This is a genomic window from Janthinobacterium sp. DSP2-3-3 (assembly GCF_049897325.1).
Classification (GTDB): Bacteria; Pseudomonadota; Gammaproteobacteria; order Burkholderiales; family Burkholderiaceae_D; genus Janthinobacterium.
On the sequence record NZ_JAFCWA010000013.1, the window covers coordinates 130,399 to 152,368 of the forward strand.

The 21,970-nt window shown below is 59.5% G+C and carries 13 protein-coding genes; 7 read left to right on the forward strand and 6 right to left on the reverse strand.

Translation table 11 applies throughout. From position 1 onward, the window contains the following. Window positions 1-27: 27 nt before the first annotated feature. The 3 genes from ntrC (at window position 28) to ACP7DE_RS23200 (ending at window position 4,153) form a co-directional block, all read left to right on the forward strand. Window positions 28-1,518: a nitrogen regulation protein NR(I) gene (gene ntrC / locus ACP7DE_RS23190; RefSeq protein ID WP_426074291.1), complete on the forward strand. Its 1,491-nt coding sequence runs from the start codon at window positions 28-30 to the stop codon at window positions 1,516-1,518. Window positions 1,519-1,679: 161 nt separating this feature from the next. Then, window positions 1,680-2,645 (forward strand): magnesium/cobalt transporter CorA, encoded by a 966-nt coding sequence (gene corA, locus ACP7DE_RS23195; protein WP_426074292.1) that lies wholly within the window; start codon window positions 1,680-1,682, stop codon window positions 2,643-2,645. Window positions 2,646-2,779: 134 nt separating this feature from the next. Next, window positions 2,780-4,153, forward strand: coding sequence for an ATP-binding protein (locus ACP7DE_RS23200; protein WP_426074293.1), 1,374 nt, complete (start codon window positions 2,780-2,782; stop codon window positions 4,151-4,153). A gap of 15 nt (window positions 4,154-4,168) precedes the next feature. Here ACP7DE_RS23200 and ACP7DE_RS23205 read toward each other — a convergent pair whose 3' ends face one another. Together ACP7DE_RS23205 and ACP7DE_RS23210 are read right to left on the reverse strand one after the other, a co-directional pair. Continuing rightward, window positions 4,169-5,797 carry an NAD(P)/FAD-dependent oxidoreductase gene (locus ACP7DE_RS23205; RefSeq protein ID WP_426074294.1) on the reverse strand — a complete coding sequence of 543 codons (1,629 nt, stop codon included), beginning with the start codon at window positions 5,795-5,797 and terminating at the stop codon, window positions 4,169-4,171. A gap of 80 nt (window positions 5,798-5,877) precedes the next feature. Beyond that, window positions 5,878-6,180 carry a hypothetical protein gene (locus ACP7DE_RS23210; protein WP_426074295.1) on the reverse strand — a complete coding sequence of 101 codons (303 nt, stop codon included), beginning with the start codon at window positions 6,178-6,180 and terminating at the stop codon, window positions 5,878-5,880. Between the two features lie 709 nt (window positions 6,181-6,889). Here ACP7DE_RS23210 and ACP7DE_RS23215 point away from each other — a divergent pair. Continuing rightward, window positions 6,890-9,886, forward strand: a complete 2,997-nt coding sequence (locus ACP7DE_RS23215; RefSeq protein ID WP_426074296.1) for a TonB-dependent receptor — start codon at window positions 6,890-6,892, stop codon at window positions 9,884-9,886. A 756-nt stretch (window positions 9,887-10,642) separates the two neighbouring features. Further along, on the forward strand, window positions 10,643-13,501 hold the full coding sequence (locus tag ACP7DE_RS23220) for a TonB-dependent receptor (protein WP_426074297.1): 2,859 nt from the start codon (window positions 10,643-10,645) through the stop codon (window positions 13,499-13,501). Window positions 13,502-13,606: 105 nt separating this feature from the next. Here ACP7DE_RS23220 and ACP7DE_RS23225 read toward each other — a convergent pair whose 3' ends face one another. Further along, window positions 13,607-14,344 carry a 16S rRNA (uracil(1498)-N(3))-methyltransferase gene (locus tag ACP7DE_RS23225; protein ID WP_426074298.1) on the reverse strand — a complete coding sequence of 246 codons (738 nt, stop codon included), beginning with the start codon at window positions 14,342-14,344 and terminating at the stop codon, window positions 13,607-13,609. Window positions 14,345-14,531: 187 nt separating this feature from the next. Between ACP7DE_RS23225 and tkt the strand changes: the two genes are divergently transcribed. Both tkt and gap read left to right on the forward strand, forming a co-directional pair. After that, window positions 14,532-16,529: a transketolase gene (gene tkt, locus ACP7DE_RS23230; RefSeq protein WP_426074299.1), complete on the forward strand. Its 1,998-nt coding sequence runs from the start codon at window positions 14,532-14,534 to the stop codon at window positions 16,527-16,529. Window positions 16,530-16,605: 76 nt separating this feature from the next. After that, entirely contained in the window at window positions 16,606-17,616 is a 1,011-nt protein-coding gene (gene gap, locus ACP7DE_RS23235; RefSeq protein WP_426074300.1) for a type I glyceraldehyde-3-phosphate dehydrogenase, read from the forward strand. A gap of 54 nt (window positions 17,617-17,670) precedes the next feature. Here gap and ACP7DE_RS23240 read toward each other — a convergent pair whose 3' ends face one another. From ACP7DE_RS23240 to glnE, 3 genes are all read right to left on the reverse strand, one after another. Next, window positions 17,671-18,435, reverse strand: coding sequence for a YoaK family protein (locus tag ACP7DE_RS23240; protein WP_426074301.1), 765 nt, complete (start codon window positions 18,433-18,435; stop codon window positions 17,671-17,673). 27 nt (window positions 18,436-18,462) lie between these two features. Continuing rightward, window positions 18,463-18,939: a cache domain-containing protein gene (locus ACP7DE_RS23245; protein WP_426074302.1), complete on the reverse strand. Its 477-nt coding sequence runs from the start codon at window positions 18,937-18,939 to the stop codon at window positions 18,463-18,465. 99 nt (window positions 18,940-19,038) lie between these two features. After that, entirely contained in the window at window positions 19,039-21,795 is a 2,757-nt protein-coding gene (gene glnE / locus ACP7DE_RS23250) for a bifunctional [glutamate--ammonia ligase]-adenylyl-L-tyrosine phosphorylase/[glutamate--ammonia-ligase] adenylyltransferase (protein ID WP_426074303.1), read from the reverse strand. Between the last annotated feature and the right edge of the window lie 175 nt (window positions 21,796-21,970).

Here is a 21,970-nt window from a genome sequence, read left to right on the forward strand (position 1 = left end):
GAAATCCATTGCGGGACGCACACACTAATGAAGCCAATCTGGATAGTTGACGACGACGAATCAATCCGCTGGGTGCTGGAAAAAGCCCTGGCGCGGGAAAATCTCGCCACCAAGAGTTTTGCCAATGCGCGCGACGCCATCGCCGCACTGGAATTTGACACGCCGCAAGTGCTCGTGTCCGATATCCGCATGCCGGGCGCGTCTGGCCTGGAATTGCTGCAGACAGTCAAGTCGCGCTTTCCCGGCTTGCCTGTCATCATCATCACGGCCTTTTCCGATCTCGATTCGGCCGTCGCTGCCTTCCAGGGCGGCGCCTTCGAATACCTGGCCAAGCCCTTCGACATCGACAAGGCTGTCGAGCTGATCCGCCGCGCGCTGGAAGAGAGCCTGCGCGAGACCAGCGTCGAATCGGGCCCGTCGGAAACGCCGGAAATCCTCGGCCAGGCGCCGGCCATGCAGGAAGTCTTCCGCGCTATCGGCCGCCTGTCGCAATCGAACGTGACGGTGCTAATCACGGGCGAATCCGGTTCCGGCAAGGAACTCGTGGCGCGCGCGCTGCACAAGCACAGTCCGCGCGCAGCGCAGCCCTTCATTGCCCTGAATACGGCGGCGATCCCCAAGGATTTGCTGGAATCGGAACTGTTCGGCCACGAACGGGGGGCGTTCACGGGCGCGCAGACGACGCGCCGGGGCCGCTTTGAGCAAGCGGAGAATGGCACCCTGTTTCTCGATGAAATCGGCGACATGCCGTTCGACCTGCAGACGCGCCTCTTGCGCGTGTTGTCCGACGGCCATTTCTATCGCGTCGGCGGGCATCAGCCCATGAAGGCGAATGTGCGCGTCATTACCGCCACGCACCAGAACCTCGAGCAGCGCGTGCGCGACGGCCTGTTCCGCGAAGACTTGTATCACCGCCTGAACGTGATCCGTTTGCGCCTGCCCAGTTTGAGGGAGCGGCGCGAGGATATCCCCATCCTGGTGCGCCACTTCCTGGTGCAAAGCGCGCGCCAGCTGGGCGTGGAAGCCAAACGCATGAGCGAACCGACCATGCAATTTCTCAGCGGCCTGGATTTGCCCGGCAATGTGCGCCAGTTGGAAAACCTGTGCAACTGGATCACCGTGATGGCGCCAGGCCAGACGGTGGAAATCAAGGATTTGCCGCTGGAATTGACGCAGGGGCAGGGCGATGGCGCAGCCGCGCCGGCGTCTGCTGACGTGGCGCCAGCGAATGTTGCTCATGTGCACGGCGGCCAGGTGTTCGAGGCCGCCGCGCCCGCCACCGGCGCGCTGCCCGGCTGGATCGGCTTGCTGGAATTGCAGGCGGCCGGCATGTTGGGCGCCGGGCAACAGGAAGTCATGGCCGTGCTGGGGCGGCAATTCGAGTCGGCCCTGATCAAGACGGCGCTCAAGCATACGCACGGGCGCAAGAACGATGCCGCCGTGCGCCTGGGCATCGGCCGCAACACCATCACCCGCAAGATATCCGAACTGGGCATCGACGGCGCCAAGGACGACTGATTCCCGTCCGGACGGGGCCTCGCCCCGTCCGCTTTCCCTGCCGGCGTCCCTTGCACGCCACAACACCCACAACAATGGCAAGCGATAAGGTAAGCTGACGCCTGCCGGACTGTTTCGTCCGGTCTTAACTTACATTGTGGAAATTGTATGCCGGGATTCGTATGCTGATTAACTGCGTGGCCTACCAGGATGGCAAAAAACTGGCCGACTTGCCGATTGAAGATATCAGCGATTACGTCGAGCGCCCCGACTGCTTCGTCTGGGTGGCCCTGCTCGATGCCACGCCGGACGAGCTGAAACAAATGCAGCACGAGTTCAGCCTGCATGAACTGGCCGTCGAAGACGCACAGCGGGGCCATCAGCGCCCGAAGATCGAAGAATATGGCGATTCCCTGTTTGCCGTGGTGAAAACCGTGGAAATGGTGGGCAATGAGCTGGTGCTGGGCGAAGTTGATATTTTTGTCGGCGCCAACTATGTGCTGTCCGTGCGAAGCAACAGCTCGCAAGGTTTCCTCGGCGTGCGCGCGCGCGCCGAACGGGAGCCGCACCTGTTGCGCCAGGGCTCGGCTTTCGTGCTGTATGCCTTGATGGATGCCGTCGTCGACCGTTATTTTCCCGTGCTCGACGCACTGGAATCGGAGCTGGAATTGATCGAGGACCGTATCTTCGACCGTGGTAGTGAACGCGACAATATCGAACGCCTGTACCAGTTGAAGCGCAAGGTCATGGTCTTGCGCCATGTGGTGGCGCCCCTGATGGAAGCGGTGGGGAAATTACACGGAGGCAGGGTGCCGCCGCTATGCCACGATACCCAGGAGTATTTCCGCGACGTGCACGATCATCTGGCGCGCATCAATGGCACACTCGACACCATCCGTGACACCATCAGCACGGCCATCCAGGTGAATTTGTCGATGGTGGCCATCGATGAGAGCGAAGTGAACAAGCAGTTGGCAGCCTGGGCGGCTATTTTCGCCGTGTTCACGGCGTTTGCCGGCGTGTGGGGCATGAACTTCAAGTTCATGCCGGAGCTGGACTGGCAATACGGCTATCCTGTGGCCGTGGGACTGATGAGCTGTGTCTGCGGTTATATGTATTACTTGTTCAAGCGTTCCGGCTGGCTGTAAAAAATTCCTGTCTATCTGTATTATTAAACAATAGCCAGGGGTACAATCGCGGCAGGTCCGCTGGGGCGGGCCATGGCTGAGGGTTGCCACGCCGGCAGGTTTGCTGGCGCTTCCAGTGCTGCGCAGGAGCATTCATGAGTATTCCGTTGTTTGATGTGAATTCGCAAGAACCCCTGTTCGATCCCGAGCAGCGGCGCAGGCTGGCGGAAGCGGCCCTGCGCTCGATTACGGCCTCGACGGCGCACGCCCGTGGCGACGACTTCCTGCGCATCCTCGTCAAGGACCTGGCCGAAGCGCTCGACGTGCACTATGTGATCGCCGGGCGCCTGGTGCGCATGGCCGATGGCAGCGAAGGCATCCGCACCCTGGCCTTGTGGGGCGGCGACGACTACCAGCCGAATATCGAATACAGCCTGCAGCACACGCCTTGCCAGGACGTGACCTGCCAGAGCATGTGTTTTCATGGCAGTGACATCCAGCGTCGCTTTCCATTCGATAGCCTCCTGGTCGACATGCATGCGGAAAGCTATGTCGGCATGCCGCTGATCGATACCGAAGGCAAGACCCTGGGCATCCTGTCGGCCATCGACACGCGTCCCATCGATGAAAACAAGCGCTTGCTGGCCTTGTTGCTGCTGTCGATCTTCTCGGCCCGCGGCGCGGCCGAGTTGCAGCACCAGGAGCGCACGCAGCAGCTGGAAGAAATCGTGCGCGTGCGTACAGAATCACTGCTGGCGGCGCAGGCCAACCTGATCGAGCAAGAACAGATGGCGGCCCTCGGTTCGCTGGTGGCCGGTGTGTCGCATGAAGTCAACACGCCCATCGGCGTGGCGTTGACGGCGGCGTCGAGCATGGGCAGTTATGCCGACCAGCTGGTACAGCTGCTGGGAGGTGCCAAGGTCAGCCGTGCCGAACTGGTCGACATTGCCGAATCCCTGAAAGGCGCGGCCGCCCTGATCGAACGCAACCTGGCGCGCGCCGCCGACCTGATCGGCAATTTCAAGCAGCTGGCCGTGGACCAAGTCAGCGAATACGTGGCCGACTTGGCGCTGCACGACTATGTGCACGGCCTGGTGTCGGCGCACAGTCCGGAACTGCGCAAAGCGGCGCTGGGCGTGGAACTCGACATCGCGCCCGATTGCCAGGTGCGCTTGGCGGCCGGCAAGTTGTCGCAAATCCTCTCGAACCTGCTGATGAACAGCGCCCGCCACGGCTATCCACAGGGCGGACCAGGACGCATCACGATACGTGCGCGCATCGAGGCGGATGGGGATGACGCGGCCTTGCAATGGCTGCTGCTGGAATTTTCCGACGATGGCATCGGCTTGGCGCCAGCCGTGCGCGAGCATATGTTTGAACCGTTTTTCACCACCAAGCGTGGCCAGGGCGGCTCCGGCCTGGGCATGCACATCGTCTACACCATCGTGCAGCAACTGGGCGGCCAGGTGTGCGCCATCGACTGCACTCCCGGCTGTCATATACAGATCAGGCTGCCGCTGGCCTCCTGATCTGCTGTACAGGCTTCAGGCGGCCGCCATCGACAAGGCTACCGCTTCGGCCACCTTGATGCCGTCGACGGCCGCCGACAGAATGCCGCCTGCATAGCCGGCGCCTTCGCCTGCAGGGAACAGGCCGCGCGTGTTCAGGCTTTGCAGGTCGTCGTCGCGGCGCTTGATGCGGATCGGCGACGAGGTGCGCGTTTCCACGCCGGTCAGCACGGCGTCGGCCTTGTAATAGCCCTTGATCTGCTTGTTGAACGCCGGAAAGGCTTCACGCAAGGCCGTGATCGCGTACTCGGGCAGCGCTGACGCCAGATCCGTCAGGTGCACGGCAGGCTTGTACGATGGCACCACGCTGCCAAATTCGGTCGAGGCGCGACCTGCCACGAAGTCGCCGACCAATTGCCCTGGCGCATCGTAGTTGCTGCCGCCCAAAGCAAACGCGCGTTCTTCCAATTCGCGCTGCAGGGCGATGCCGGCCAGCGGGTCGCCCGGGTAGTCGGCTGGCGTGATGCCGACGACGATGGCGCTGTTGGCGTTGCGCTCATTACGCGAGTACTGGCTCATGCCGTTCGTCACCAGGCGGCCCGGTTCGGAGGCGGCGGCCACGACGGTGCCGCCCGGGCACATACAGAAGCTGTAGACGGAGCGGCCATTGCTGGCGTGGTGCACCAGCTTGTAGTCGGCCGCGCCCAGAATCGGGTGGCCGGCGCTGGGGCCGAAGCGGCAGCTGTCGATCAAGGATTGCGGGTGCTCCACGCGGAATCCGATAGAGAACGGCTTGGCTTCGATATACACGCCGCGGCGATGCAGCATCTCGAAGGTGTCGCGCGCGCTGTGGCCAATGGCCAGCACCACGTGATTGCTGGCGATGGTCTCACCATTCTCCAGCACCACGCCACGCACCTGGCCGCCATCGCTGCCTGGCACGATGTCGAGATCGACCACTTTGCTGCTGAAGCGGTATTCGCCGCCCAGTTGTTCGATATTCGCGCGCATTTCTTCCACCATCTTGACCAGGCGGAAGGTGCCGATGTGCGGCTTGCTCACATACATGATTTCTTCGGGCGCGCCGGCCTTGACGAATTCCGTCAATACCTTTCGGCCGTAGTGCTTGGGATCCTTGATCTGGCTATACAGCTTGCCGTCCGAGAAGGTGCCGGCGCCGCCTTCGCCAAACTGCACGTTCGATTCCGGATTGAGTTCGCGCTTGCGCCAGAAACCGAAGGTGTCGACCGTGCGTTCGCGCACCTGCTTGCCCCGTTCCAGGATGAGGGGGCGCAAACCCATCTGCGCCAGGATCAGCGCCACGAACAGGCCGCAGGGGCCCGTGCCGATGACGATGGGGCGCGGTTCATTGGTGTGGCCGGCCAGCTGTTCGCCGCCGGCGACGAATTTGTAGTCGGTGTCGGGCGCGGGCATCAGGTGTACATCGTGCTGCAGGCGCGCCAGCACGGTCGCTTCATTCTTGACGTCAACATGCAGCGAGTAAATCAACACCACGGCGCTACGCTTGCGCGCGTCATAGCTGCGTTTGACGACGGTAAAGCCGAGCAGGTCCGCTGCGGCGATGCCGAGGCGCGCCAGGATGGCGGCGGGCAGGGCCGCTTCGTCGTGTTCGAGGGGGAGTTTTACTTCGTTGAGTCGCAACATGGTGTGTATTTTTAAAAATTACCGGGCTCCGTAGTTAGCGGAGAGTGTGTTGTGCCGTGTAAGGGCATCCGGGCGCTATTTTACCCCCACAGTGCTCGCTGCTTGGTTTGCAGGAACTTTTTGTGGGTGCAAAAGGCATGCGTGCCGTCTGTGCGCATTGTCGCCACAGTGCTCATGGAGTGACTTGGATGCGTTTTCTGGCTGCCACAAACAGGTGCAAATCGGTGCGCTGCTGGTGCGTTCGCTGCACCTTGTTGGGGCGTGCAAATCCGAGCCTTATTTTTCAGGTAAATTTGTGTTGCTTTTTTGTTGTTGCAAGCTGATTTTGTTGACGCCTTGCCATTGCGTGTGATTTGATAGTGTTTTGTTTCTTGCAGGCGCAATTCTGTATCTTTGTTTCGAACTCACCCCAGGAAGTGAGTAGCGCTGTTTCTTCTTGCCGCGGTTTCTTCAATTGAGGGTGGGATTTTATTTTAAGATTATGGCAAAGAATTTGTTTTATATAGATCCATTCGTGAAAAAGTCTGATTGATTTATTGCGAGGTAGCTCTGCAGTACATTTTGCCTCGTCTGATAGATCATTGATTTTTGCGCTTCATCTATTTTTCGAGCTCTTTATATTCATTTTTTTAAAGCGATCTCTTCCAGCAGTTTTCTAATTCCATTGGCGCAAAGCCACTGTTTGCAGGTATTCCAAATAAATTCGATTATCGTCCGCGAGTGTTTTCATTCAGCCAGGGCGCTTTCTGCATGTCTATTTCTACAGTAAATTGAAGTGTTGCGTCAATATAACAGTTTCTCTAATTTTATTGACCAGTTCGATTCAATATGTTCCGATGTGCCATTCTGTTTTATTTTGCGTATGCAAAGTGGAGACCGAGAGGATGTCTTGTGTGGTGGGATAGCAAGGCGATGAGAGTAGAAAGCGTTTAAAAACGCATAAGCGTGAGTGAAAAACTCCTTTACCAAAGCAGTAATACTGCGCTCATATAAATAATAGGGAATAACATGTTGAGAAAAACTGTAATAGCACGTGCATTAACGATAGCGTTCAGCGCATCGGTATTGAGCGTTGCGATTGTTCCAGCGGTAATGGCACAGTCGAATGCCACCGGCAACATCATCGGCAAGATTGCGCCGGATGCCAGTGCCTCGGTGCTGATCGTCGGTTCTGACAACGGCTTCAAGCGGACCATTTCGCCCGATGCCAGCGGTACTTTCCGCATCACCTCCCTGCCAGTTGGTAACTACAAGGTAACGCTGCTGAAAGGTTCTTCCGTCGTCAGCACGCAGGATGTGGAAGTGCGCATCGGCCAGGAAAGCGAAGTGGCGCTGCAGCAGGTGCAAACCGTGAACGTGACGAGCCGCCGCCGCGCGATCGATGTCACCAGTTCCAACTCCGGTTCTTCCTTCAATTCGCGCGAACTGGCTACCCTGCCACTGGCGCCTACGGTTGCCAACATCGTGCAACTGGCCGGCGGCACCACGCGCGCCGACTCGCGCTACGGCAACAACGCCGCCAGCTTCGGCGGCTCCAGCGCGTCGGAAAATGCGGCATACATCAACGGTTTCCCCGTCACCAACAGTCTGTACCAGGTTGGCTACTCTTCCTTGCCTTTCGGCTCGATTGCTGAAGCGCAAATCATCACGGGCGGCTACGGCGCGGAATTTGGACGTTCGACGGGCGGCGTGGTCAATATCACCACCAAGAGCGGTACGAATAACTGGGAATTCGGTGCCGGCTTCACCTACGCGCCGGATTCGCTGCGCGGCAAGGCCAAGAACATCATGTTTCCGAATACGGGCGCCAATCCCAAGACGGATGGCAAGATCTACAACTACCGCGAAGGCGACAAGCTGACCGAGAAGGTCTACAACGCCTATGTCAGCGGCCCGCTGATCAAGGACAAGCTGTTCATCTATCTGGGTGGTGAATTTACCAAGATGGACCGCGAAACGGCGCGTCTGGCATCGACCAGCACGGTAAATAACCAGACTGGTTGGCTGGTACAGAAATCCGACGTGCCGCGCTATATCGCCAAGATCGACTGGAATATCACCGACAACAACCGTCTCGAATACACGCATATTTCGGACGAGTCGAATGTCAACGATCAATACTACGGCTTCAACTACGACACCAAGCAGCGCGGCTATGTGCAGAACGGCGGCGCCAGATTCAAGAACTATTCGGCAGGTGTGCTGTTCCTCAACGCCACCGGCGCCGCACTGGCGGCAGCCCAGGGTTCCAATATCGACATCCTCAAGCTGACCAGCTATGTGACAGACGATTTGACCGTGCAGGCCCTGATCGGCCAGGCCAAGACGCAACGCGAGCAAAATCCGTTCGGCTACATTCCAGGCTTGCGTCCTGTCGTTGCCTCCCCGGACAACCAGGTGCCAGGCGTGAATTACCAGCCTAGCCAAGTGCAGGGTTTCAGCTCGGCCTTGTTGCGCGACGGTGCGCAAGACACCAACCGCGGTTATCGCCTGGACCTGGAATACAAACTGGCCAAGCAGCATACGATACGCGGCGGTCTTGACCACAACAAGATCAATGCCCTGAACGGCACGGAAGCGGCCGGCGGCGGTACCTGGACTTACCTGAAAACCAATCCGAACACGGTATTGTCTGGCCACAATATGTCGCCGGCAGCCGGTGGCGGTTATGGCACCCAAGGTTACTATGTGCGTGAAAACCTGCAGCGCGGCGGCTCCACCCCTACCGTCGAGCAGTCGGCGCAATACATCGAGGACCGCTATCAAGCCACGGAAAACCTGGTCGTGACCCTGGGCTTGCGCAATGAGTCGTTCAAGAACATGAACGGTATCGGTGAAACCTTCGTGGAACAGAAAAACATGCTGGCACCGCGCTTGAATGCGGCCTGGAATGTGTATGGCGACGGTTCCCTGAAAGTCTTCGGTACGGCTGGCCGCTACTTCATGCAATTGCCTGCCAACATGGCCGTACGTTTTGCTGGCGCTTCGCTGAACACCGACCGCTTCTACACCTATACCGGCGTCAATCCAACCACCGGTGCACCGCTGGGCTTGAACCCGATCAGCAATGTCGTGTCGGCTAACAATGAATTTGGCCAGGAAAAACGCGCCAATGAATTGGCTTCGACCAACTTGAAGGCCCACTTCCAGGACGAGATCAACCTGGGCTTCGAAAAGGCCCTGACGCCTGATTTCAACGGCGGCATCAAGTTTACCTATCGTAAGCTGAAAAACACGATCGATGACTACTCGGATCCGCGTGCTATTTCGGCCAAGCTGACGGGTGCTGAGAAAGAGTACTTCGACGACCATGGCTGGAACGGCGCCCTGTTCAATCCAGGCAAGGACAACACCTTCATGATCCCTGTGGGACCAAACGGTGCGCAACGCGCGGTGACGATTACGGCTGCCGATGCAGGCTTCCCGGAAAAAGCCAAACGTACTTACACGGCGTTGGAATTCATGCTGGAACATCCGATGCGCAATGGCTGGTATGGCAAGATGAACTACACTTGGTCGCGCAGCGAAGGCAATCAAGAAGGTCAGACCAAGTCGGATAACGGCCAGGCCGACGTGGGCTTCAGCTCGGGATGGGATTTCCCGGAAACGATGGTCAACGGCAGCGGCTTGTTGCCGAACAACCGTACGCATCAGTTGAAAACCTACGGCTACTATGAGTTCACGAGCCAGTTTGGTGTTGGCGGCAACTTGCTGGTGGCGACGGGCCGTCCAATGTCGCGTACCTGCAATATCCCGGCTGCCATGGATCAACAGGGCTTGGGCTTGTCGCAATACGGCTCGATCTTCTTCCTGTGCCCAACGGGTCCGAACGGTCGTGGCGCTTACGGTACGCTGCCAACGGAAATGCGCCTGGACTTGAACTTCATCTACAAGCCAGAGCAAATCAAAGGCATCGTGCTAAAAGTCGACGTGCTGAACGCAACAAACCGTCAAGTGGCGCAATCCATTGACGAGGCCTACAACACCAGCGCCGCCGGCACTGCCGTCAGCCCTACCGCCGGCATGGTCAACGCGTATTCGAACCCGCGCACCGTGCGCTTGTCGGCCCAATACAGCCACAAGTTCTGATGTAGTTCCATCTTTGCCGGTTGACAGTTGTCAGCCGGTGGAAGCCGCGATACACAGACAAACGTAGGAGTTTCTGTCGCCCCGCAAGCTGCGAAGCTTGTGGGGCCTTTTTTTGGTTCATCGCGGTTGATGGGGGGGGCGGACTTGACGTTTTTGCCGAAGAGGTGGCGGCGAAGGTTTGAATTGGTAAATTAGTTGTCACCAAACAAAAAAATTTACCTTACCACCTTCGCCGACATGCTCAATCTGAGGTGTAATGGTCGCTGCACGCCCGCAACTGAATGGAGTGTCTGCAGCCTGGAATGGTGCTCTCATTGTGTTGTTTTATGTGCGGGAAGGTATGAAGCCAACATTTCTTATTGACAACGTTGCAGCTTCATGATGAACTGGAATGCTTGTTAAGACTCTCGTATCGATAGCTGCCAGAGTCCCTGCTTTTGCGCATTGCCCACTCATATTCTTATCTTCCGGTGCCACTTTTCGCGCACCTGCCACTTTGCTTGTTCCTGTTTGATACATGTAGAAAATCCTTACTGTTGTAATTAAGTGTAACTTCTATGGATATATTTGACAATTTAGGTACTGAAATGTTCTAGTGGTATCCGCTAGGCAAAATGTCCATCACATTTTGTAAAAACAAGCCGGGGGTGAACGGCGATCCTAGTTCGGGTTGCCAAGGGATTGAACCCACAGTTCCTTGGTCAACAGTCAGTTCTATAAGAGCAAGCTGTGAGAGTAGCTTGTACGGAGAAAAAATTGGTTAAGAAAATTGTATTGAAACGTAGTGTTGTTGCAGTAGCACTTACGCTGGCATCGTCCCACATGGTGGCGATTGCGCAAGAGGTGTCCGCCGAGCCCGCCGTGCAAAAGGTGCTGGTGACCGGTTCGAATATTAAACGTTCCGAAAAGGAAGGTTCTTCCCCTGTCCAGACTCTCAATGCCAAGCAGATCGCCGCGACTGGCGCCAACACTGTAGCTGAGCTTTTGCACTCGATTCCCGCCTTCGGCTCGGGCTCCTCGGTAGATGTGACCGACGGCGGTTTCTCGCGCGGTGCGGCCACGGCTTCCCTGCGCGGCCTGGGTTCCTCGTCTACACTGGTCCTGTTGAACGGCCGCCGCATCACTGCATCCGCTTATGCCGACCCGAATCAGGGTAAATCGGCGGTTTATGACTTGAACAGCATCCCGGTTTCCGCGATTGAACGCGTTGAAGTGTTCAAGGATGGCGCCTCGGCTGTGTACGGTTCCGACGCGATCGCCGGTGTGGTCAACTTCATTACCAAGACCAATTACACAGGTGCTGAATTGACTGCCAGCATCAGTGCCAACGATGATGGAGAGTTTGCCCGCCAAAACCTCAGTGGTATCTTCGGCTTCGGCAAGGACCGTTTCAACGCTTTCGTCAGCTTCGACATCGCCAAGCGCGACAGCACCCTGATCAAGAACGTCAACGACGTTGAAAAAGGCATGTACGCGGACATCAACGCCCGCCTGAACCCGTTTTCGAGTAGCCTGAGCACCTCGCCTTTCTTCTATGCCGAGCGTTCGCCAGGCGGCAAGAACTTCGCCAATACATATGCCTTGCGCGATCTGGTCAAGAATCGCCTGGACTGCCCGACCTCGCAACAGATTACGGGCGACCGTGTGGCGCATAATCTGACAGCAACCGATACCCTGGTGGGCCGTACGTTCTGTAACTTCAATACCAACGATTATTCGGAAGTGCAAAGCGCAGGCAAGGACGCCAACGTGCTGTCGCGTGCCACGTACGAAATTACGCCGAGCATGACCGCGTTTGCGGAGGCGGGCTATAGTCGTTCGGAACGTACTTACCTGCGTGCCCCAACGGCATTCCGTGGCACCTCGTCAACGACCGTCTTCCTGCTGGACGGCGCACCCCAGCAATTCCAGATGATTCTGCCGGTAGGACATCCTGACAATCCTTTCCCGACGCAGCGCGCCGCGGTCGGCTACCGTGTCAGTGCGGATGGTGGCGCAGTCAATACCAATGAAACCTACCGTTTACTGGCTGGCTTGCGCGGCACCGTCGGCGAGTGGGACTGGGAAACTGGTTTCCTGTGGAACCGCGCCGAGCGTAAGGAAGAGACGCTCGGTATGCTGTATCGTCCGACCCTGGCAAAAGTCATGACTCAGGGTTGGACCCTGGCCCAGGCCAACGCCGATCCTAGCGTCACGCGCGACCTGACCAACCGCGGTTTCGCGCAAGTAAGTCAGATCGACGCCAAGGCCAGCTCGGCCTTTGGTCAGCTGGGCGGCGGCCAGGTAGGCGTGGCGTTTGGTGCTGAATTCCGTCAAGAAAAAATCGGCCTGACGCCAGACTTGTTAGTACAGCGTGGCGATATCATTGGCCTGGCCAACTCGGTTGCCGACGGCCGCCGCAACGTTAGCTCCGCCTTCTTTGAAGTGCGTACGCCCTGGACCAAGAATTTCGAGATGGACTTTGCTGGCCGTTACGACAAATACCCTAACCTGAAGGGCAATTTCGTCCCGAAAGTGGGCGGCAAGCTGACGGTCAACGATCAAGTTGCCATCCGCAGCACCTACGCGGAAGGTTTCCGTGCTCCTGCGCTGACACAAGTGTCGCCAGGCGGTGTACAGTCATTCTCGACGGTAACGGATTCGCTGCGCTGCCCGGACGGTGTTAATCCAGTCCCCGGCGCAGACAAGAGCGATTGCGCCAAGGGTATTTCCAGCCTGTCGTCGGCAACGCCTGACCTGCGTCCTGAAAAGTCGAAGAGCTACTCGCTGGGCCTGATCCTCGCGCCGACCAAGGATATCGACGTGCTGATCGACTACTATCGCATCAAAAAGGTCGATGAGACCGCCTTGTTCAGCGCACAGTACATGATCGATCATGCTGACCGCTATCCCGCCAACGTGGTGCGCGACAATAGCGCGGCCAACCAATTGGTCGATGGCAGCGGCAAGCCTATCGCAAATAGCGGCCCGATCTATCAGGTTAACCGTTCGTATGTGAACCAGGGCAGCACCGAGGTGAAGGGTGTAGACGTTGAAGTCGCCTTCCGAAAATCGCTGGGCGACATGGGCCGTCTGACCGCCAATGTGAACTGGAGCTATCTGATGAGCTTCAAGCGTGCCGAGCGTCCAGGCGACGTAGCGACCGACACCTCGGGTTCTGCTGGCGGCATTTCCGACTGGTCAACGTCGGTTGGCGACAATCCGAAGCACCGTGCTAGCGCATCGGCTAATTGGACGCGTGGCGATCACTCGCTGACCACTTCGGTTGATTTCGTGGGTGCCGTATCGTTGCTGCGCCGCAGCGACAACGATGTATTTTACGATAAGCCATACTGCCAGTACGGCTCGGGACAGCCATCGACTGCATATCAACTGGGTGGCTTGCCGAAATTTAGCAACTACATCACCAACTGCAGCGTGAAGAGCTGGACTACGACCAATCTGGCCTATTCGTACACGGGCTTCAAGGATTTGACGCTGTCGTTCAATATCAAGAACGTCTTTGATATCAAGGCGCCATACGATCCACGTTACCCAGTTGAAGGCTTCAACACTCAGCTGCACAACGGTCAGGGCCGCTACTTCCGCGTCAGTGCCAACTACCACTTCATGTAATCAGTACCTGCCGACGTGTCAGCACGCCGGCAGACCTGCATTTCTGGCATAAAAAAGCCACCCGGGATTTTCGGGTGGCTTTTTCGTGATGACGCCGCTTGCGTCTTACATCCCGCCCCACAATGCCGCCAGCGTCGCCAGCGCCGTCAATCCCGCCGTTTCCGTGCGCAGAATGCGCGGCCCCATCGACAGCCCGATGGCGCCGGCGGCCAGGGCGGCTTTTTCTTCCGCTTCCGAAAACCCGCCTTCCGGCCCCACCATCACGGTGATCGCTTGCGGCGGCTGCTGGCGGGCCCAGTCGGCCAGCGACTGTTCCGCGCGTGGTGTCAAAATGATGCGCTTATTGTTGTCATTCGGAAAATCTTGCTGGCTGCTCCAGCGATTGAAGTCTTGCAATGGCGCCAGCTGGGCCAGGCGGTTGCGCCCGCATTGTTCCGAGGCGGACACGATGATGCCTTGCCAATGCGCAAGTTTTTTCTCGGCCCGCTCGCTGGACAAGCGCACCACGCAGCGCTGCGCCGCCAGCGGCACGATGCCGGCTGCACCAAGTTCGATGGCTTTTTCGATGATCCAGTCCATTTTGGACGCTTCCGGCAGCGCTTGCGCCAGGGTCACGGCATACGGCAGTTCCGCTTCGCGCGCCACGTGCGCCTGTATTTCAGCCGTCACGCTGCGCTTGGCGACCGCCACCAGGCTGGCCTGCACTTCGCCGCCTTCGCCATTGAATAGGGTGATGACGTCGCCCGGCGCCAGGCGCACGACCTGGATATGGTGGGCGACAGCCTCCGGCAGGGAGATGGTGGCGCCGGCGACGAGCGGCTGGGGGCAGAAAAAACGCGGCATGCAAATCCTCAACGGGGGGTAAGTGGGGTGGAAAGACGTCAAAGTATAGCCATTTGGCGGGCCAGTACGCCGCAATTCTAATTTGCAGCCCCCCAGTCTGGTAAAATAGTTGACTACAGAAAGCAGCCGGCTTCCCTGTCCGCGCTGTTGCAAACGAATCCCAAACTCGCGACTGACCCACACCATCATGACAACTACGCTCCCGACTACCAAAATGGCCAATGCGATCCGCGCACTGGCAATGGACGCTGTACAAAAGGCCAATTCCGGCCATCCAGGCATGCCGATGGGCATGGCCGAGATCGCAGTTGCCCTGTGGAGTGGTCACTATCGCCACAATCCAGCGAATCCAAAATGGCAGAACCGCGACCGTTTCCTGTTGTCGAACGGCCACGGCTCGATGCTGCACTACGCGCTGCTGCACCTGACGGGCTACGACCTGTCGATGGATGACATCAAGGCCTTCCGCCAGATGCATTCGAAAACCCCGGGCCACCCGGAAGTCGATGTCACGCCCGGCGTGGAAACGACCACCGGCCCGCTGGGCCAGGGCATCGCCAACGCCGTCGGCATGGCCCTGTCGGAGCAATTGCTGGCCGCTGAATTCAACAAGCCAGGTTACGACATCGTCGACCACTACACCTATGCTTTCCTGGGCGACGGTTGTTTGATGGAAGGTATTTCGCACGAAGTGTGCGCGCTGGCCGGCACCCTGGGCTTGAATAAACTGATCGCCCTGTACGATGACAACGGCATTTCCATCGACGGTAAAGTCGAAGGCTGGTTCACGGACGACACCCCGGCGCGCTTCGAAGCGTACGGCTGGAACGTCATCCGCGCCGTCGACGGCCATGAGGTTGCCGCCGTGGCTGCCGCCATCGCCGCCGCCAAGACCGCATCGAAGCCAACCTTGATCTGCTGCAAGACCATCATCGGCAAGGGTTCGCCTAACCTGCAAGGCGGCGACAAGGTCCACGGCGCCGCGCTGGGCGACAAGGAAATCGCTGCCGTGCGCGAATACATCGGCTGGGATGCGGCACCGTTCGAAATGCCGGCCGACGTGTATGCTGCCTGGGATGCCAAGAAACAGGGCGCCCTGCTGGAAGCGGACTGGAACGAGCGATTTGCCGCCTACAGCCGCGAATTCCCGCAGCAAGCCGCAGAACTGACCCGCCGCATGCAGGGCGAGTTGCCACAGGCATTCGAAGCGGCCCTGAGCGCCGCCATCGCTTCCTGCGTGGAAAAGAAAGAAAACATCGCCACCCGCAAGGCAAGCCAGAACGCCATCCAGGCGCTGGCCTCGTCATTGCCGGAATTCCTCGGCGGCTCGGCCGACCTGACCGGTTCGAACCTGACCAACTGGAAAGAGTGCGTGGCCGTGCGTTCGGGCCAGCCCGGCAACCATATCAATTACGGCGTGCGCGAATTCGGCATGAGCGCCATCATGAACGGGATCACCCTGCACGGCGGCTACATCCCGTTCGGCGCCACGTTCCTCACGTTCTCCGACTACAGCCGCAATGCGCTGCGCATGGCTGCCCTGATGAAGCTGCGTTCGATCTTCGTGTTTACCCACGATTCGATTGGCCTGGGTGAAGACGGCCCGACGCACCAATCGGTCGAGCACGTCTCGTCGATGCGTTTGATCCCGAACCTGGACAACTGGCGTCCATGCGACACCGTCGAGTCGGCCGCTGCCTGGGGCGCCGCCGTGCGCCGCAAGGATGGTCCGTCGACCCTGATCTTCTCGCGCCAGAACTTGCCATATCAGGAACGTAGCGCCGAACAGATCGAGAACATCTACCGTGGCGGCTATGTGCTGAACGACGTGGCCGACGCCAAGGCGATCCTGATCGCCACCGGTTCCGAAGTGGAACTGGCCGTGGCCGCCGCCAGCGCGCTGGCCGCGGAAGGCATCAATGTGCGCGTGGTGTCGATGCCATCGACCGACGTGTATGACCGCCAGGACGCCGCCTACAAGGCCAGCGTGCTGACAAAAGGCGTGCCGCGCGTGGCCATCGAAGCGGGCGTGACCAGCTTCTGGTACAAATACGTGGGCCTGGAAGGCGCCGTGGTCGGTATCGACACGTTCGGCGAATCGGCGCCTGCCGGCGTGCTGTTTAAGCACTTCGGCTTCACGGTCGAGAACGTCGTGGCCAAGGTCAAGGCTGTCATCGCCGGCTAATATTGATTTTTAACAGCCCTGACGATGTGTTCGCCTGGGCTGTGCATGTACCTTCTTTTTTAATCAGGAGCAGAGTATGACGATCAAAGTTGCAATCAATGGCTACGGCCGCATCGGCCGTAATGTGTTGCGCGCTTTCTACGAAGGCGGCAAGAAACAGGATATCCAGATCGTTGCAATCAACGACCTGGGCGATGCCAAATCGAACGCCCACCTGACCCGCTACGACACCGCGCACGGCAAGTTCCCGGGCACGGTGACCGTCGAAGGCGACAACATGATCGTCAATGGCGATCCAATCCGCGTATTTGCACAGCGCAACCCGGCTGAAATCCCATGGGGCGAGCTGGGCGTGGACGTCGTACTGGAATGCACGGGCTTCTTCACCACCAAAGAGAAAGCTTCGGCTCACCTGAAGGGTGGCGCGAAAAAAGTCATCATCTCGGCACCAGGCGGCAAAGACGTCGATGCGACCGTCGTGTTCGGCGTGAACCACTCGGTATTGAAATCGACCGATACCGTCATCTCGAACGCATCGTGCACCACCAACTGCCTGGCACCGCTGGTCAAGCCACTCAACGACGCCATCGGCATCGAAACGGGCCTGATGACCACCGTGCACGCCTACACCAACGATCAGGTGCTGTCCGACGTGATGCATGAAGACCTGCGCCGCGCCCGTTCGGCCACCATGAGCATGATCCCGACCAAGACGGGCGCTGCTGCCGCCGTTGGCCTGGTCCTGCCTGAGCTGAATGGCAAACTGGACGGCTTCGCCATCCGCGTGCCGACCATCAACGTGTCGCTGGTCGACCTGACCTTCATCGCCAAGCGCGACACCACCGTGGAAGAAGTCAACGCGCTGATGAAAGCCGCATCGGAAGGCGCCCTGGAAGGCATTCTGACGTACCAGACCGAACCGCTGGTGTCGATCGACTTCAACCATAACCCGGCTTCGTCGAACTTCGATTCCACCCTGACCAAGGTATCGGGCCGTTTGGTGAAAGTATCGTCGTGGTACGACAATGAGTGGGGTTTCTCGAACCGCATGCTCGACACTACTGTCGCACTGATGGGCGCCAAGTAATTGTTGACCGCATAAGAAAGAGCGCCCTTCGGGGCGTTTTTTTCGTCCGTATGATTAAAAACGGCGCCGGTAAAAGCGCCACAGCACGCGCAAGTCGCGCAGCACGGGCACGCCGGACAGCAGGGTCAGCACGCCGGCCAGGATGATGGTGGCGGCCGGAAAGCCGATGTGCTTGAAAGCCAGGGCGCCGCTGACGCCGCCGATGAAGAAGCAGCTGATCAGTAGGCTGTGCGTTCTCAGCTTGCCGCGGTTGACCTTGACCATCCGGTCCGGCAGGTGGCGCCGGTTGTAATACGCCATTTTGCCCAGTTCGATGCCGATATCGGTGGACAGGCCCGTCACGTGCGTGGTGCGGATGACGGCGCCCGAGATCTTGGTGATGATGGCGTTCTGCAAGCCCATGACAAAGCACAGCAGCAAGATGGTGACGGGGCCCAGCACGTCGGGCATGGCCGCCAGGTAGTTGCCCGTCAGGCCGAACAGCAATAACAGGGCCGCTTCCAGCAGCAGGCTGGCGGCAAACTGACTGTGCAGCCGGCGCCGCTTGCCCCAGTTCACCATAATGGCGGTCACGGCCGCGCCGCTGACAAAGGCCAGCCACGCGCCCAGCGCGGCCAGGGCCAGCGTGATATTGCCCAGCGCCAAGTCGTCCGCCATGCCCGAAACGATACCCGTCATGTGCGAGGTATAGCCGCCGATGGCGAGAAAACCGCCTGCATTCACGGCGCCTGCCACCAGCGCCAGCACACAGCCCAACTGCAGGTTGGCTTGTGTATCGCGTGCCGATCCGCTCAGGCGGGACAGGTAATGGAGCGGCATGCGGCTGCGGTTTCCTCTTGCCGTGGTTTATTTATAGATGCCGGAACCGACGATCATATTGTCGACCCGTTCGATGTAGCCGGACTTTTGCTCGACCACCTTGGTCAGCGGATTCGGCCACTTGAAGTCTACCCAGCCCCGTCCGGCTGGCGTGCTGGCTGTGGCGATCAGCGACTTGACGATGGCCTTGCCTTCATTGTCCTTCAGGTCGATCAAGTTCTTGCCGACCATCTTGGGATTGTTGCCGTGCGCCAGGGTGACGCCATTCATGTCGTACACATAAATGTACAGGTCGCGGTCATGGAAGCTGGTGTTGGCGGCATCGGCAATGGCGGCAAAGGCCTTTTCCTTGCCATCGGCCTTGATCATGGCCACGGCGCGCTTGGTCATGGCGATGGCTTCGTCTGCGCTGCCTTTGGGGGCGGCCCATGCCGCTGCCGGCATGGCGCAGATGATGAAACTGGCAACAAGGGCATTGATGCCCGTTTTTACACTAGTCTTCATACGCTGTCTCCTGGGATGATAGGCAATCCCGGCGCGGCCTGTTGTACGGCACTACTGGGAAGTGGAATTGCCTGTACGTATCATACGCCGCCGCCGGGCTTATGCAATCGTTGCGGGAAAGATCGTGTGCCACAGGCGCATCACATTCTGCGCATGCACGCGCACCCGTTCCGGTTCCACGCGGGCCAGGTCTTGCCCCTGCAGGCGCAACTGGTGCTGGAGCTTGCGCAGCGCGCGGTAGGCGTCGGCGACCAGGCCGGCCAGTTGCGCGTCGATCAACCCCAGTTCGCCGCACAGGCGCAGCAGGGCGATATTGCCCGAGTTGGCCGTCAGCTGCGGATACTGCGCCGCATGCTGCAGCACCAGGTATTGCACCATGAATTCGATGTCGATCATGCCGCCCGGATCTTGTTTCAAATCAAAGCTGCCGGGACGGGACGGGTGCGCGTCCAGCATTTTCTTGCGCATGGCCACCACTTCGCCCTTGAGAGGGCCGTTTTCCGGCCGTTCCTTGCGCAAGATCGTGTCGCGGATGCGCTCAAAATGCTTGCCGATGGCGACGTCGCCGGCACAAAAGCGCGCGCGCGTGAGCGCCTGGTGTTCCCACACCCAGGCCGCGCTGCTCTGGTAGCGCTCGAACGCCTGCACGCTGGAGACCAGCATGCCCGAGGCGCCGTCGGGGCGCAGGGCGATGTCGATATCGAACAGGATGCCGGCCGAAGTGTGCGAGGTCATCCAGGTAATGAAGCGCTGCGCCAGCTTGGCGTACAGGCCGGGAGCGTCCTGGTCGTCGTCATCGAACAGGAAGATGACGTCCAGGTCGGAGACATAACCCAGTTCCTTGCCGCCCAGCTTGCCGTACGCGATGACGGCGAATTTCGGCACTTCGCGGTGGCGCGCCGGCAAGGTTTGCCAGACGGCTTGCACGGTGGCGGCAACGATGATGTCGGCCAGCTGCGACAGGTAATCGGCCAGTTTTTCCACGCTCAGGTCGCCTGCCAGGTCTTGTGCCAGACACTGGAATAGCTGTGCGTGGTGTGTTTCGCGCAGGATATCCATCTGTCGCTCCGTGTCGCCGGGCGCGTCGTCGAGCTGGCGCTGCAGGTCCAGCGCCAGCGCGGCCGGATCGGGCACCGTGTTGCGGATGCGCTCATCCAATAGTTCGTCGAGCAGGATCGGGTGTTGCGTGAGGAAAGTAGCGGCCCAGCCGCTGGCGCACACCATGCGCACGACGCGCTCGAGCGTGTGCGGGTATTCCGTCAGCAGCGACAAATAGGCCGAGCGGCGCGCAATCGCTTCCAGGAAATCGAGCAGGCGGCCCAGGGTGGCCAACTGGCTGGCGTTACCGTTGGAAACGGAGCAATCGGTGATCAGGGGCAGGGCGGAATTGACGAGGGCGACGAGGCGCGTGCGGCTCGCCTCGGGCAAGGATTGCAGGCGCGGCGCCTGCCAGGTGGCCAGCAGGCGCCGTGCGCAGGCGGCAGGTTCATGGAAACCCAGGGCGGCAAAGCGCGCCTCGATGGCTTCCTGCTGGTCCGAGGCGGCGCAGTCGTTCGACGTCTGCGGGTCGATGCCCGTGTCGGCCGGTGGCGTGCCGCTGCTCTTGTCGCTGAACATCTCGTCAAATTGTCCTGCGACAAACACACGGTGCGCGTCCAGCTGGACCAGCAGGGTGGGCGTGTCGGGCAAGCCCATCATCTGCGCCACGGTCAGGCGGTCTGCCTCGTTGGCGGGCAGGGTGTGGGTTTGCGCATCGTCCAGGTATTGCAGCCGGTGTTCCAGGTTGCGCAGGAAAGTGTAGGAAGCAAGTAATTGTTCCACGATGGCCGGTTCCAATAACCGCTTGTCTGCCACCGTGCGCAGGGTGGCACGCGTGGAACGCTCGCGCAGCTCGGCGTCGCGCCCGCCGCGTATCAATTGAAACACTTGCGCCAAGAATTCGATTTCGCGGATGCCGCCCCGGCCCAGCTTGACGTTGTTGCTGCGGTCGGGGTGCAGCCGTTCTTGGCGGTTGACCTCGGCGCGGATCTGGCCGTGCATGGTGCGGATGGCATCGATGACGCCGAAATCGAGGTAGCGGCGGAAGACAAACGGGCGCACGATGGCGTCGAGCGAGGCGATGTCTTCCGGCTTGCCCGTCACGGCGCGCGCCTTGACCCAGGCGTAACGCTCCCATTCGCGGCCCTGCACGATCAGGTATTGCTCCACCATGCCCAGGCTGGCGGCCAGCGGACCCGAGTTGCCGTTCGGGCGCAAGGCCATGTCCACGCGGAAGGTAAAACCGTCTTGCGTGATCTCGGCCAGGGCGGCGATCAGTTTCTTGCCCATGCGAATGAAAAACTCGTGATTGGACAGGCTGCGCTGGCCCGGCAGGGTGACTTGCGTGTCGCCATCTTCCGGGTAAACAAAGATCAGGTCGATATCCGACGAGACGTTCAGCTCGCCGCCGCCCTGCTTGCCCATCGCCAGCACCATCAAGGCCTGTTCCTGGCCCGACTCCTCGCCGACAGGCATGCCGTGCAGTACCACCATCTCGGCCATGATGGCGTCCACATGCGTGCGGATGGCGAAATCGGCAAAGCCCGTCATGGCCGTGACGACTTCGTTCAAGTCGGCCTGGCCGCCAAGATCGCGCTCGATCAGGCCGCAGACGAGCAGGTTGCGCAGGCGGCGCATGGCCCGCTCGGGCGGCAGCGGCGGCGTGGCGGCGTTCGCTTGGTTGGCCAGCGCGGCGGCAAAATCGAGTCCGTCGAGCGGCGCGCGCACCAGTTGCGCTACCTGTGCGGTGCGCTCGGGGGCTGCACCCAGCCAGCGCTGGTAGAAACGGGAGGCGGAGATCAAAGGCTGTGTGCTCATGGTGTCGGTAAGGCTCTCGTGGATGCTGCTTGCATGGTTCTTGTTTAACTTGGCTGTGAACGGCGGGGGATGCGGTAAAATTGTGCCGCTGGCGCGAATGCCGTCGGCAGTGTGTGCTCTTCCGGACGATGGTAAGGGAGGCTTTGCTCAGAAGCAAGCGCAAGGATGCAGGCGC